This is a genomic window from Marinomonas phycocola (assembly GCF_047525455.1).
Taxonomy (GTDB): domain Bacteria; phylum Pseudomonadota; class Gammaproteobacteria; order Pseudomonadales; family Marinomonadaceae; genus Marinomonas.
On sequence record NZ_JBLIXL010000012.1, the window covers coordinates 57,738 to 71,027 of the forward strand.

The window sequence follows — 13,290 nt, forward strand, 5'->3', positions numbered from 1 at the left end:
GTTAATCAAACAACTCGATTTCAAACATTATACCGTCAGTGAAGTCAAAACCTAAAGCCGAGTTACTCTTATACCGTCAACTTATTGTGTTTTTTTAAGCTTTCATTACAAACCAAGCTCTTTCGATAGCTCATCAGCAGGTAAATAGCCGGGAATAAATTTTCCATTACTTAAAACGATACTCGGTGTACCACGCACACCGACAGATTGTCCAAGTTGATATTGTTGCGCAATGGGGTTTTCACAATGAGAAGAAGGCACTGTTTTGCCCAGTTTTGCCTGAGTCATCCATTTCTGTGGATCGTCAGAACACCAAATACTAGTCAATTTAGAGTGAGTATTCGACCCAACGCCAGCACGAGGAAAGCCCAAGTAACGCACGGTAATGCCCATATCATTTAGCGCAGGCACTTCTTTATGTAGCATACGGCAATAACCACAGTCGACATCGGTAAATACTGAGATATGCGCTTTTTCCACACCTTTTGCAGCATACACAACCATTTGATCTAATGGCATGTCTTCCACTTTCTGTAATTTAGCAATTTCTGTCTCATTAACAACACCATCACTTTCGATACGATAAACATCACCCGCAATAAAAGATTTACCATCAGCACTGACATGCAAAACAGGACCACCTGTCAAAGAAACGACATACAAGCCTGTGCTTTCATGTAGCGTAACGGATTCAATTGAGTATTGCGGAACCGCCATATTAATAGAAGATCGAACAACATCTTCAGGCGCGGAAATGGCAACTGCCGAAAAGAAAGTTGCTCCTAAAGAAAGCATTTTAAATGCCATTGAAACATCGTATTTCATAAACTTCTCATTTTTTAAGCACACAATAATTGCTATTAGGCCATAAAATAAGAAATAAGTTCCATAAAAAAAGGCAGCCGAGGCTGCCTTTTTCAAAATCAGATCTATTAGCGCTTAGCCAACTTCTCTTTAATACGTGCCGATTTACCAGAACGATCACGAAGATAGTAGATTTTCGCTTGACGAACATCACCACGACGTTTAACAGCAATGCTGTCAACTAATGGGCTGTAAGTCTGGAAAGCACGCTCAACACCAACGCCGTTCGAAATTTTACGAACAGTGAAAGCAGAGTTAAGACCACGGTTACGTTTTGCAATTACAACGCCTTCAAAAGCCTGTAAACGCTCACGTGTACCTTCTTTAACTTTAACTTGAACAACAACAGTGTCACCAGCGCCGAACGCAGGAATTTCTTTTGTCATCTGTTCAGCTTCAAGTTGCTGAATAATTAATGTTTTGTTGCTCATGGATTTGACTCCTAATGATTTGGTTTCTTACCGAATGAAAGATGTATTCCACTCTAATAAGTTCACAATTCCTACTCTGCCGAGGTTGAATCTTCAGTTTCGTGAATAAACTCTTTTAACAACTCTTGCTGTTCCTTGTCCAACTCAAGGTCTTGCAAGAGGTCTGGCCGGCGTAGCCAAGTTCTTCCGAGCTTTTGCTTTAATCGCCAGCGTCTGATCTCCTCATGGTTCCCGCTAAGTAGTACAGACGGCACAGGCGTCTCGTTTAATACCTCCGGTCGAGTGTAATGCGGACAATCTAATAGACCATCAGAAAAAGAATCTTCTTCTGCTGATGCTTTATGGCCTAAGACTTCTGGGATCATACGGAAAACAGAATCCATTAGAACCATTGCCGGCAACTCGCCACCACTTAACACAAAGTCACCGATAGACCATTCTTCATCAACTTGAGATTGAATCAAACGCTCATCAACGCCTTCATAACGTCCAGCTACCAGAATTAATTCTGCTTGTTTAGCCAGATATTGCACACCTTCCTGCGTGAGTGTACGCCCTTGAGGGGACAGAAAAATAACCTTAGCATTGGGCAGCTTATTACGAGCCACTTCAATTGCATCATTCAGGGGCTGCACTTTCATGAGCATCCCTGGACCACCACCATAAGGTCGATCATCGACGGTCCTATGCTTATCACGAGTAAAATCACGAGGATTCAGAAAGTCGACTTCTACTATTCCGGATCTAACGGCTCGCCCTATTACACCATATCGGGTAATAGCTTGAAACATTTCAGGGAACAGTGAAATTACACTAACCTGCACATTTTACCCTTTACAAAAATAACCGCTAAAACTCTGGATCCCAATCTACTACCATTTCTTTCTGCTCTAAGTTAATACTTAAAACAAATTGATCTGGAGAATATGGAAGCAATCGCTCTTCACGATCAAAGCTGCCTTCACAAGCTCGAACAACAAGCACATCATTTGCGCCTGTTTCCATCATCTGAAAAACTTTACCTAAGAGGACACCCTCTTTGGTGATGACCTTCAATCCTTCTAGCTGACTCCAGTAATAATCACCGTCATCTAACGTAGGAAGATTGTTTGCATCAGTATAAATATCCATACCACAGATTTCTTTAACAAGATCTCTGTCGTGATAACCTTTTACTGCTGCGACCAAACCACGTCCCTGAAGACGTCCTTGGTTTAATTCTATTGATTGCCAACCACTAGGGGTTTTTAACCACCAATTAGGATAATCAAAAATACCCTGCATTGGCTCGGTATGTGAATATAACTTCACCCACCCTTTAACACCAAAAACAGAAGTAATCCGTCCAACAACAAGCGGTTGCTCAGGAGCGGCTTGTTTATTTTTAGACATAATTACCTCAGTTATTAAGCGCTTTTGCTAGCATCTTTTACAAGCTTAGCAACACGGTCAGATAGTTGAGCACCTTGAGATACCCAATGATTTACACGATCTAAATCGATGCGTAAACGCTCTTCTTGACCACGAGCAACTGGGTTAAAGAAACCAAGACGCTCGATATAACGACCATCACGAGCACAACGGCTGTCAGCCACGTTCAAGTGATAGAAAGGACGCTTCTTAGAGCCTCCACGAGAAAGACGAATAGTTACCATATTATTGGTTCCTTATTGCTTAACGAAACACCTCTTGCATCGGCAATTTTTAGCCATAGATCAAGAAGGCGGCACATTCTAGTTGATATAAAGAAAAAACAAAAGAGGCGTTTCACTTCTTCTGAGGTTTTTTCCAAGAATTTGTTAAAATTAAGTGTTTATTAGTCGTTTATTCACTTTATTAACTAAAATTTAGGGAATCCTCCGCCACCGGGCATCATTCCACCTAAACCCCGCATCATTTTTTTCATGCCAGACTTAGAGCTAAATTTCTTCATCATTTTCTGCATTTGCTTATGTTGCTTCAACAAACGGTTAACATCTTGTATCTGTAAACCAGCCCCTGCAGAAATACGTTTTTTTCTCGAACCATTAATTACATCAGGATTACGACGCTCAGCGGGCGTCATAGAATTAATTAACGACTCCATTTGGATAAACATTTTATCACTGACTTGATCTTGAACATTGGCTAACTGCCCTCCCATACCTGGAAGTTTGTCTAGCATTGCGCCCATACCACCCATATTTTTCATTTGCTGTAACTGCTCTTTAAAGTCTTCAAGATCGAAGCCTTTACCCTTTTGCAGTTTACCGGCCAGTTTTTGGGCTTTATCTTTATCAATTTTCTGTTCTGCTTCCTCAATCAAGGAAAGCATGTCGCCCATTCCAAGAATACGAGAGGCCAAACGATCAGGGTGGAAAGGTTCTAACGCCGTTGTTTTCTCACCAACACCTAAGAACTTAATCGGTTTACCTGTAATATGACGCACAGATAATGCAGCACCACCACGGGCATCACCGTCAGTCTTAGTTAATATCACCCCAGTAAGAGGCAAAACATCACCAAATGCTTTTGCTGTATTCGCAGCATCTTGACCTGTCATTGCATCAACGACAAACAAGGTTTCAACTGGATTAATCGCCGTATGCAGCGCTTTGATCTCAGTCATCATGGCGTCATCAATGGCTAAACGGCCAGCCGTATCGACAATTAAGACATCTTTATGAGACTTTTTCGCAACATCAATTGCATTATTAACAATATCAATTGGTTTTTGAGAGATATCACTCGGGATGAAACCCACGCCCACTTCACTCGCCAATGTCTCTAACTGCTTAATCGCAGCCGGACGATACACATCGGCACTGACAACAGACACCGATTTCTTCTGGCGCTCTTTTAAAAAACGAGCCAATTTGGCCGCTGATGTGGTTTTACCCGCACCTTGTAAACCAGCCAGTAAAATAATCGCTGGCGCCGCTGCACGAAGGTTTAACTCATCGTTTGCCTCACCCATTACCTTTTCAAGTTCTTGCTTAACAATTTTTAGAAAAACTTGACCTGGACTAAGACTCTTGCTTACCTCAGTACCAATAGCACGTTCTTTTACATTACCAATAAAGTCTTTTACAACTGGCAATGAAACATCCGCTTCAAGAAGCGCCATACGCACTTCACGTAATACTTCTTGAATATTGTCTTCTGTTAATTTAGCGCGGCCTCGAATTCGATCCAAGGAAGACGTTAAACGATCAGATAAATTATCAAACATAACAGCCCCAAAAATAGCGTTCTATAAGGAAAAAAACCAGATCACGGTTTATCCAATGTTGAATTAGACCTATTATAACGGATAATTAATTCTCACCCTATACCTTTACTGAATGGACTACAGAGATTCATGACACAAATCGCACTTTGGCTAGCCAGTTTTTTATCTTTGATCGCTGGAGCAAGTTATTTTTATCGCCCAGAAAACAAGGTAACTCAGCTGATTGGAGCGACAACCAACACAGTTTGTTGTGTTGCACTCGTTTTATTATTCAACTCAAAGCATGGGTTTAATTTTCTAACGATTGGATTATTAATCTCGGTTATAGGCAATTTATTACTCTGGCTTAGCAATCGTAATAAAGATTTGTCCTTATTACTTAGCTTCGCGTTCCCGCTATCAAGTGTTATTCTGTTCATAAATGTCACTGAGTGGTGGAGCCTACCCTCTTTACAGAGCCACTCCTTTGGCACATCACTACACATCCTTATTGCAGCTGTAGCCTATAGCCTATTTACAGCAGCCTGTGGCATTGGCATGTTACTTTCTTTACAAGAGTACCAACTTAAGCATCACCACTTAAAACAGCTTTTAAGAGTACCTCCTCTTCAAGTCCTTGAAGACCTAATGTTTGAATTTATTTGGGCCGCTTTTATTTTATTAACCATAACCATACTGACCGGCTTGTATTTTATTGATGACATTTTTGCTCAGAAACTGGTTCATAAAACCGTTTTTACTATTGCGTCATGGTCTGTGTTCGCAGGTTTACTAGCTGGCCACCATTTTATTGGATGGAGAGGACAACATGCCGTAAAACTGACACTGGGAGGTTTTACATTATTGATGCTAGGCTATTTTGGAAGTTCAATTGTTTTACAGTTTTTAGCACGATAATTAAATTAGTTCATGACAGTGTTTGACAGTATGGTTTGAAACGACTAATAATCAGCATTCTTAATTTTAAAAGGCTTAATTTTTTTGAACGACGTCCCCTTAAGTATTCTTGGTGGAATACTATTTGCCCTTATTATCCTGTCTGCATTTTTCTCAAGCTCCGAAACTGGCATGTTATCGGTCAATAAATATCGTCTAAAACATTTAGCGAAAGGCAAAAACCGCTCAGCCATAAAAGTCAGCCACTTACTTGAACGTCCGGATAGATTAATTGGCGTTATACTCATTGGTAACAACTTTGTTAATATTTTAGCCTCTGCCATTGCAACAATAATTGCTGTTCGTATTTGGGGAGATGCAGGTGTTGTTATTGCAACGGGCGCACTGACACTGATCATCCTTATTTTTGCTGAAGTCACGCCAAAAACACTGGCGACCATCCACCCAGAACGCATTGCTTTTCCTGCTTCATGGGTATTAAGCATACTCTTAAAAATTCTTTACCCATTAGTCGTGATCGTAAATATGATGTCAAATGGGCTATTACGCTTGTTTGGAGTTCATGCGAATCAAGGAAATCAAGACAAAATCAGCTCCGAAGAATTACGCACTATCGTCAATGAAGCCAGTGGTCTTATCCCCGCAGCCCACCAAGAGATGCTGATATCCATCTTAGATCTTGAAAACGTCTCTGTTGAAGACATTATGATCCCACGCAATGAAGTGATAGGTATTGATATTGAAGACAATATCGAACAAATTATTGAACAAATTTGCCAATCAAGACACACCAGAATGCCCATCTACAGCGGAGAAATTAATAAGGTAATCGGTATATTGCATGCTCGCCATGCTGCGGTTTTCTTAAGAGAAGAAAGTCCATCTAAAGCCGCCTTACTTAAAGCCACGATGGCGCCGTACTTCATTCCAGAAAGTACCTCTTTAAATACCGTACTGCTGAACTTCCAAAAAGGCCATCAACAAATGGGATTGGTGGTTGATGAATATGGTGATGTTCAGGGCATTGCCACCTTGGAGGATGTCTTAGAAGAAATTGTTGGGGAGTTTACACAACCTACAGAAGACGAAGAAGACGAGATTAAAACACTAGAAGACGGGTCATTTAGAATCGAAGGTACTACTCACATCAGAGAAATCAATAAAACGCTCAATTGGCACCTTCCTACTGATGGCCCAAAGACACTCAATGGATTAATCATTGAAACCTTAGAGTTGATCCCCGAACATCCAATTGGATTAAGGGTAGATAATTATTTAATTGAAATTTTAGAAATTGAAGATAAAGTGGTTAAATTCGCTAAACTAAGGCTCAGAAGGTAACAATAATGCGCTTTTGTCCAAAATGTGGGAATCAAGTTGAATGTAAAATCCCCCCGGGTGATAACAGAGACAGAGCCGTTTGCCCTACCTGCGATCATATTGATTATGATAATCCAAATGTTATCACTGGCACGCTTCCCATTTTCGACAACAAGATTCTTTTGTGTAAACGAAGTATTGAACCAAGATTGGGTTATTGGACTTTGCCTGCTGGCTTTATGGAAAATCAAGAAACCACAAAAGAAGGCGCACTTAGAGAAACATTGGAAGAGACAGGATCACATGCGATTTGCGGCCCTGCTTTTAGCATGATTAACATTCCACATATTAATCAGATCCATTTATTCTATTTAGCCACACTGACCAAAGCGGACTTCCATCCAACAGAAGAAAGTTCCGACGTTGCGCTTTTTGAGTACGATCAAATACCATGGGATGACATTGCGTTTAGTAGTGTCACGAAAACTCTTAAGCTTTATTTACAAGATATAGAGAATGGTCAGTTTCAATTTCATGAAGATACCATTTATCCCGTGACATAAATTCTAACGCTACACACTGCCTTACAGAATAATTTCTACCAAATAATAAGGCACTACTTCGTAGGGGTGGCTTGCCTTTAATGCCCTAACACATTCGGCTTTTAACGCTTTAGAGATCGCCATTTCTACACGATACTCCTCCACTTTATGAAGCTCACCTACCTTCCCCAAAAAAGGGCTACTTGCCGCCCCAGGCTTAAACTGACCTTCTCCCAGTACTTGCCAACAACAATGAGAATACCCATCCATCGAACCGCCACCAACAGCAAATATGGCGTTTTTAACACTCTCTACATGAGAGACAGGCACATTAAATACTAAAGAATACATACCGCTTCCCTTTGATTAATTCAAAATGATAAACCGTTATTACAGTAACGCTATCAAAACAATGACTCTTGTTCTTGTAAAGTCGGCAGTACGATTCGATTCGTATACCCTCCTAACAAATCTAATACTTTTGCTTCAAGCGCCTGAGCCAATAAAGGGGCTTTTACATTATCTGAAGAGTGAACAAAAACGTAGGGAGTATGACCACTATGAATCCATTCACAGAGTTTTTTTGCCCATTGATCCAAATACACATCGTTCAACACCATATCAGGGTGCCCTATATAACGAATGACAGGATGGGCCGACGTCGCAACAGGATGACAAGGAACCTTAGGCTTCTTTTGTTGCGCATCAAGCAAGCTGTCGCAATAGGCGTCTGTCGAAAACACAGGCCGTGAATCCATAATGACTCGATTCATTTTTTTATTGCTCAATAATCTTAAAAAGGCCGTTTCTGTGTCCGCCTTGTCAAAAAAATCCAAGTGACGTACTTCTACACTCAGCGCTGTATCCAAAGACCAAACATCGCACAGTTGCTCGATATATGAGATATGTTGAGGCCCGACGGTTGCGGGAAACTGCATCATAGTAGCGCCCAATTTGCCTTCAAAAGCACTGAGTTGATGACAAAACTGCTTCAATCTCTCACAACTTTCAGCAAGCGTTTGCTCACTAAGTTGATGAGTCACCTCTTGAGGGATTTTAAATGAAAACCGAAAATCTTGCGGTACTTGCTCATACCACTGTTTAATCGTTTGATCGGTTAAGTCTGCATAAAAACTACTCCCCACTTCTACAGAATTAAAAAAACGGGCGTATTCTTCTAGCCGTGTAGCACTACCTGACCCATTTTTATATAACCACCCCATCCAATCGGGATGATTCCATTGAGCCATACCAAAATAGAGGTTATTTAGTTCCATAGTAATCATTCACTTTGCCTCTATTAATATATAAATTTAGATATTGGACGAATATTCATAAAAACGTTAAAAGGCTGAACTTATAAAACTATCGTCACTTCAACTTATCAAAAGTATAAAACTTAAAACCGTCAGAAATGAGAATAATAGAATTAGTTAGCCTATTACTTCAACGTATTCAATAGCGTCTAGGAAGTACATTTTTTCTTTCCCTTCAACCCGAATAAGCACTTCTTCACCTTCTTCCTTTTTAAGCAAGGCTCTCGCAACAGGGGAATCAATACTGATATAACCTGGGTGATGATCCAACTCGTCCGGACCAACAATCCGATAACGTTTTTTAGTACCTTGCTCGTCCTCTAACGTAATCCATGCGCCAAAAAACACTTTACTACGGTCATTCGGAACACGCTCCACTACCGTACACGCGGCTAAACGTTTTTCTAAATAACGCACCCGTCGATCAATTTCTCTTAGCTGTTTTTTTCCGTAGATGTATTCTGCGTTTTCAGAACGATCGCCTTGAGCAGCGGCTTCTCTTACCGTGTCGGTGACTTGAGGTCGTTTTTCTTTCCATAAATACTTCAATTCCGTCAACAATATATCTGAGCCTTCTTTTGTTATGTAAGCCGATTTAGGAGCGGAAGGTGGACGGTAACGACTCATGAATCACTATTCTCCAAATTATTTTTATGGTGGTTTCTTAAATTTAAACACTTTCAATGCCAGCAAGGGAAGGTGCGAATAAGTCCTCTTGTCTCAGCATGTGGATAAAAGCCGGCTATTCGAGGCGAGTATCGAATGTGAATAGCTGGCCTATTTTCGAGATACTCAACAAAGAATACTGGCTTTTAGACCATGCCCTACGGGTCTTTCAGAGAAAACGCCACATTTCGTTACGACTCTTTGAAAGGTATTAACATTCCTGCAGAATCGTGCCTTATTTGACGGTTTCTCTGAAAGACTGAGTCTTAGTAGACTTATTCGCACCTTCCCAAGCGTTGATAACGGTATTTAAAAGAACATCATCGTGGTTAGCAACACGTTTTCACTGGTTATGAGTATTAACATCACATCCCCTTCGAAACACGCTTAGATTTTGTAACAGCTAAAATGATCACAGCAAGAATCAATGGCACAAAGGATACCCAAAGCACCGTTTGCCAACCAAATGTACTTAAAATACCGCCAGATAAAAGAGACCCCACCGCCATTAGCCCAAAAATAGTAAACACCCTCGCCGAAAAACCCAATCACCGCAGAGATCGCTGTAAGAATAATGCCTAACGCAGAAATGCGTGTTGCCCCAAAACGTAGAATCAATTTACCCGTAAAAAAGCTCGGAGCGTACATGGCAATGACATGCCATTGCATTCCTAAATTTGCAGATTCTTGACTGTGGCCGTGCATATGCATTGCTAACGGTGCTGACGTCATAAGAAAATTCATGATAAATGCCTCTTATATTGATGACAAAGCAATCCACCATCGAAGGTCGGATTTAAGCGTAAACACTCTTTTTTCGTCGTGGAGTAAGTAAACGGAGAGCCTTGCTTTGTATATTCAGTACATTAAACACAATTCGTAACCATTCAAACCTGTGTCTATACTAAGCCGACAAACAATCACCTGAACTATTTCCAAAAGCATCACTCAAACCATTACACCAAAACACCAAACAGACCGTCGGAGCCCTATGAAACTACAGCTTTTATCCACTCACATCGGTGCGTTAGTCGATGACATTCAACTAGCGGATATGGACGAACCTACTTTTAACCGCTTGCATCAGGCGTTTTTGCAGCATCAGGTTTTGTTCTTCCGTGATCAAAAATTAACGCCTCAAGAACATCTCGAATTAGGGAAGCGTTTTGGGGAAATAGAAGGCGTACACCCCTTTTTCCCTCACTTAGACGATGCGGATCAAGTCGTGATTATTGAAACGGCACGGGGCAACCCGCCCGGTGAAAGCTTTTGGCATACGGATTTAACGTGGCAGGAAAAACCATCCAAGTGCTCTATCCTGCACGCACAGCATTTGCCACCAACAGGGGGTGATACCATTTGGGCATCCATGCAAGCCGTGTGGCAAAGTCTTCCAGATGATAAAAAAGCTTACCTTCGCACATTAGAAGGGTTACACGCATTACACGCCTTTGAAGGCAGCCGCTATGATCATCAAGAAGCGGATAACGCTGGCCACCCACAAAGCTATGTCGCCAACAAATCCAAAGAATACCTTCCTGTAATACACCCGTTAGTCAAACAACATCCTGAAACAGGCAAAGAAACCCTCTTCGTCAATGAGCAATTTACTCGTTCTATTGTCGGCATGGCAGACGCCCAAAGCAGAGTGTTACTGGACGAGTTATTTTTACTAGCACGATCCCCCGAATTTCATGTGCGCTTCCAATGGCAAGTCGGCTCCGTCGCCCTCTGGGACAACCGCAATACCCAACACTACGCCGTCACCGACTACGGTGATCAACCAAGACGGCTACACAGAGTCACCGTCTGTGCAGATGACTAATGTCTTCTCATTGTTTGACCTTTGGTAATCAAGTCTTACTTTTATGACTTTTATCCAGTCAAAACGAAAAAATATTAGTTAGCCCTAAATTCAGGTATGACGATACAATGGCTCAGGATGCCACGGTTTTTTTTGGGGTGAGACATAAAACATTAAAAACAGACTCAAAATGCTCATTTATAACTTCAAATGTTGGATGGCTCCAGATATGCCGATGACAATGTAAAGATCAGGAGCAACGCCTTTTTCTTTTAGTCGAATGGTTTCTACAACCGCCATTTCGCAGACGGGATTTAATGCCATTTTTACATTGACTAAATCCACGCCAGTTTGATCGGCTTTTACGCGTGCTTTCACGTTATAGTCAATTTCACGAGTTTGACAGCGTCTAAGATTTACGTCAGTAAGCTACCTTATCTCTATTGTGTTATTTCAGTCGAGTTAGAGGCAAAAACGCTGCCTCTAAACTTTTCTATTTTTAAACGCGCAGACCGCCATCCATTTCAATAATGCGACCTGTGAAAAAGTCATTCTCTACAATGTATTGTAACGTGTGGGCCATTTCCTCTACTTCACCTAAGCGACGTAATGGCACCGCACGTAGCATTCGCTCAATTGCTTCTGGTTTCATTTGCGCCGTCATTGCTGTCGCTATAACTCCAGGAGCAATGCCACCAACACGGATTTTGTAACGTGCTAATTCTTTCGCCCACGTTACCACCATGCTTGCGACACCGGCTTTGGTCGCTGAATAGTTTGTTTGGCCTGCATTGCCTGCTCGGGAGACGGACGACACATTCACGATCACACCACCTTCACCTTGCTGTGCCATAATCGAAGCGGCTTCGCGACCACATAAAAAGGTGCCTGTTAAGTTCACATCAATCACGCTTTGCCATTGCTGCAAAGACATTTTGCCAACCAATTCACCGTCTTTCACTTTAATTAACATGCCATCTTGCATTAGGCCTGCATTGTTAACCAAACCATGTACTCCACCAAAGTCGTTCTTAATACTGACAAAGGTGTTTTCTACCTGTTCTTCATTGGTAATGTCACAAGCATAACCATTGGCTTTAATACCTTGGCTTAATAAGGCATCAGCGGCACTGTCAACACTGGCTTGATCTATATCTATCAGGGCGATGTGAGCCCCTTGAGACGCTAAATGCGCCGCCATGCCAGCGCCCAAACCCCGTGCACCACCTGTAATAACAAAGACCTTATCTTGAGCTTGCATTCTTGTTCCTTCCGTTATCATTGCTTAGTAAAATAGCTAGGTAAATAGCGTTCTAACCACGTTACGAATAAAAATTTATGAGTAAAGGCGAATCAGACTAGAGAAGTCCAACGCTCCGTTGCCTTGCGCTTTATGGAGATTAAATAGCCCCCTTGCTGCCGATCCCATTGGCGTTGGGCTAGCACTGGATTGGCTTAAATCCATCGCGAGCCCTAAATCTTTAAACATCAAATCCACTTGAAACCCACCTTGATAATCATTCGATGCGGGCACATTTTCCATCACTCCGGGCACAGGGTTATACACTTGCAACGCCCAGTTATTGCCTGAGCTTTGTTTCATAATGTCAGACAGCACTTTAGGGTTCAGGCCGTTCTTAATGCCCATGTTTAATGCTTCGCACGTGCCTGCCATTAACACCGCAAGCAGCATGTTGTTGCAGGCTTTTGCAACTTGCCCTGCTCCATGGTCTCCCGCATGAAAAATGTTTTTACCCATGCCTTCCAGTATTTGTTTGGCCTTTTCGAATTGCCCTGCGGTGCCGCCAACAATAAAGCTGAGCGTACCTGCGGTTGCACCACCCACACCACCAGAGACAGGTGCATCCATAAAATCAATGCCTCTCTCTGTCGCTAACGCCGCAATGGAACGCGCCATATCAGCCTCAATAGTGGAGCAATCAATGACCAACGTACCCTCTTTAACTTCTTCAAATAAAGGCGTTGGACCAGAAACATACAGGCCTTCTACATTGTTACCTGCAGGCAGCATACTAATAACAACGTCGGCACCTTGCACCGCTTCCACCGCAGACTGTGTCACAACACAACTTGCCGCTTCCGCCTGTGCCAAGGCATCAGGAGACAAATCAAACGCTTTAACAAGATAACCCGCTCTCGCAAGATTGGCTGCCATTGGGCCACCCATGTTACCTAAACCAATAAATCCGATGGTTTGCATAATGCCACTCCTATTATT

At 41.9% G+C, this 13,290-nt stretch carries 16 protein-coding genes and 1 pseudogene; 4 read left to right on the forward strand and 13 right to left on the reverse strand.

Going from position 1 to position 13,290, the window contains the following annotated elements:
- Positions 1-105 precede the first annotated feature (105 nt).
- The 6 genes from ACMUMJ_RS10455 to ffh all read right to left on the reverse strand — a co-directional run bounded on the left by ACMUMJ_RS10455 (position 106) and on the right by ffh (position 4,506).
- Positions 106-825: a thioredoxin fold domain-containing protein gene (locus ACMUMJ_RS10455; RefSeq protein WP_414678773.1), complete on the reverse strand. Its 720-nt coding sequence runs from the start codon at positions 823-825 to the stop codon at positions 106-108.
- Positions 826-932: 107 nt separating this feature from the next.
- Positions 933-1,295 (reverse strand): 50S ribosomal protein L19, encoded by a 363-nt coding sequence (gene rplS / locus ACMUMJ_RS10460; RefSeq protein ID WP_414678774.1) that lies wholly within the window; start codon positions 1,293-1,295, stop codon positions 933-935.
- Positions 1,296-1,366: 71 nt separating this feature from the next.
- Entirely contained in the window at positions 1,367-2,119 is a 753-nt protein-coding gene (gene trmD, locus ACMUMJ_RS10465; RefSeq protein ID WP_414678775.1) for a tRNA (guanosine(37)-N1)-methyltransferase TrmD, read from the reverse strand.
- A 25-nt stretch (positions 2,120-2,144) separates the two neighbouring features.
- Complete coding sequence (gene rimM, locus ACMUMJ_RS10470) at positions 2,145-2,687, reverse strand: ribosome maturation factor RimM (protein WP_414678776.1); 543 nt, start codon at positions 2,685-2,687, stop codon at positions 2,145-2,147.
- Positions 2,688-2,701: 14 nt separating this feature from the next.
- Positions 2,702-2,950 (reverse strand): 30S ribosomal protein S16, encoded by a 249-nt coding sequence (gene rpsP / locus ACMUMJ_RS10475; RefSeq protein ID WP_414678777.1) that lies wholly within the window; start codon positions 2,948-2,950, stop codon positions 2,702-2,704.
- A gap of 185 nt (positions 2,951-3,135) precedes the next feature.
- Positions 3,136-4,506 (reverse strand): signal recognition particle protein, encoded by a 1,371-nt coding sequence (gene ffh, locus ACMUMJ_RS10480; RefSeq protein WP_414678778.1) that lies wholly within the window; start codon positions 4,504-4,506, stop codon positions 3,136-3,138.
- A 129-nt stretch (positions 4,507-4,635) separates the two neighbouring features.
- Between ffh and ACMUMJ_RS10485 the strand changes: the two genes are divergently transcribed.
- The 3 genes from ACMUMJ_RS10485 to ACMUMJ_RS10495 all read left to right on the forward strand — a co-directional run bounded on the left by ACMUMJ_RS10485 (position 4,636) and on the right by ACMUMJ_RS10495 (position 7,286).
- Complete coding sequence (locus ACMUMJ_RS10485; RefSeq protein WP_414678779.1) at positions 4,636-5,403, forward strand: cytochrome C assembly family protein; 768 nt, start codon at positions 4,636-4,638, stop codon at positions 5,401-5,403.
- 84 nt (positions 5,404-5,487) lie between these two features.
- Positions 5,488-6,744, forward strand: coding sequence for an HlyC/CorC family transporter (locus tag ACMUMJ_RS10490; protein WP_414678780.1), 1,257 nt, complete (start codon positions 5,488-5,490; stop codon positions 6,742-6,744).
- A gap of 5 nt (positions 6,745-6,749) precedes the next feature.
- The gene (locus tag ACMUMJ_RS10495) at positions 6,750-7,286 is read left to right on the forward strand and encodes an NUDIX hydrolase (RefSeq protein ID WP_414678781.1); all 537 of its coding nucleotides are present in this window, start codon (positions 6,750-6,752) and stop codon (positions 7,284-7,286) included.
- 21 nt (positions 7,287-7,307) lie between these two features.
- Here the strand turns inward: ACMUMJ_RS10495 and cutA are convergent, their stop codons facing one another.
- From cutA to ACMUMJ_RS10515, 4 genes are all read right to left on the reverse strand, one after another.
- Positions 7,308-7,616 (reverse strand): YqfO family protein, encoded by a 309-nt coding sequence (gene cutA, locus ACMUMJ_RS10500; RefSeq protein WP_414678782.1) that lies wholly within the window; start codon positions 7,614-7,616, stop codon positions 7,308-7,310.
- A 53-nt stretch (positions 7,617-7,669) separates the two neighbouring features.
- Positions 7,670-8,551, reverse strand: coding sequence for a DUF72 domain-containing protein (locus ACMUMJ_RS10505; protein ID WP_414678783.1), 882 nt, complete (start codon positions 8,549-8,551; stop codon positions 7,670-7,672).
- 147 nt (positions 8,552-8,698) lie between these two features.
- Positions 8,699-9,208 (reverse strand): transcription elongation factor GreB, encoded by a 510-nt coding sequence (gene greB / locus ACMUMJ_RS10510; protein ID WP_414678784.1) that lies wholly within the window; start codon positions 9,206-9,208, stop codon positions 8,699-8,701.
- 426 nt (positions 9,209-9,634) lie between these two features.
- A complete protein-coding gene (locus ACMUMJ_RS10515; protein ID WP_414678785.1) occupies positions 9,635-9,991 on the reverse strand; it encodes a hypothetical protein in 357 nt (118 codons plus the stop codon).
- 247 nt (positions 9,992-10,238) lie between these two features.
- Between ACMUMJ_RS10515 and ACMUMJ_RS10520 the strand changes: the two genes are divergently transcribed.
- Entirely contained in the window at positions 10,239-11,072 is an 834-nt protein-coding gene (locus tag ACMUMJ_RS10520) for a TauD/TfdA dioxygenase family protein (RefSeq protein WP_414678786.1), read from the forward strand.
- Positions 11,073-11,255: 183 nt separating this feature from the next.
- Here the strand turns inward: ACMUMJ_RS10520 and ACMUMJ_RS10525 are convergent.
- The 3 genes and pseudogenes from ACMUMJ_RS10525 to mmsB form a co-directional block, all read right to left on the reverse strand.
- Positions 11,256-11,441, reverse strand: a pseudogene (locus ACMUMJ_RS10525) (FAD-binding protein); the annotation flags it as partial.
- 109 nt (positions 11,442-11,550) lie between these two features.
- Positions 11,551-12,312, reverse strand: a complete 762-nt coding sequence (locus ACMUMJ_RS10530) for an SDR family oxidoreductase (protein WP_414678787.1) — start codon at positions 12,310-12,312, stop codon at positions 11,551-11,553.
- A gap of 75 nt (positions 12,313-12,387) precedes the next feature.
- Positions 12,388-13,272, reverse strand: coding sequence for a 3-hydroxyisobutyrate dehydrogenase (mmsB, locus tag ACMUMJ_RS10535; protein WP_414678788.1), 885 nt, complete (start codon positions 13,270-13,272; stop codon positions 12,388-12,390).
- Between the last annotated feature and the right edge of the window lie 18 nt (positions 13,273-13,290).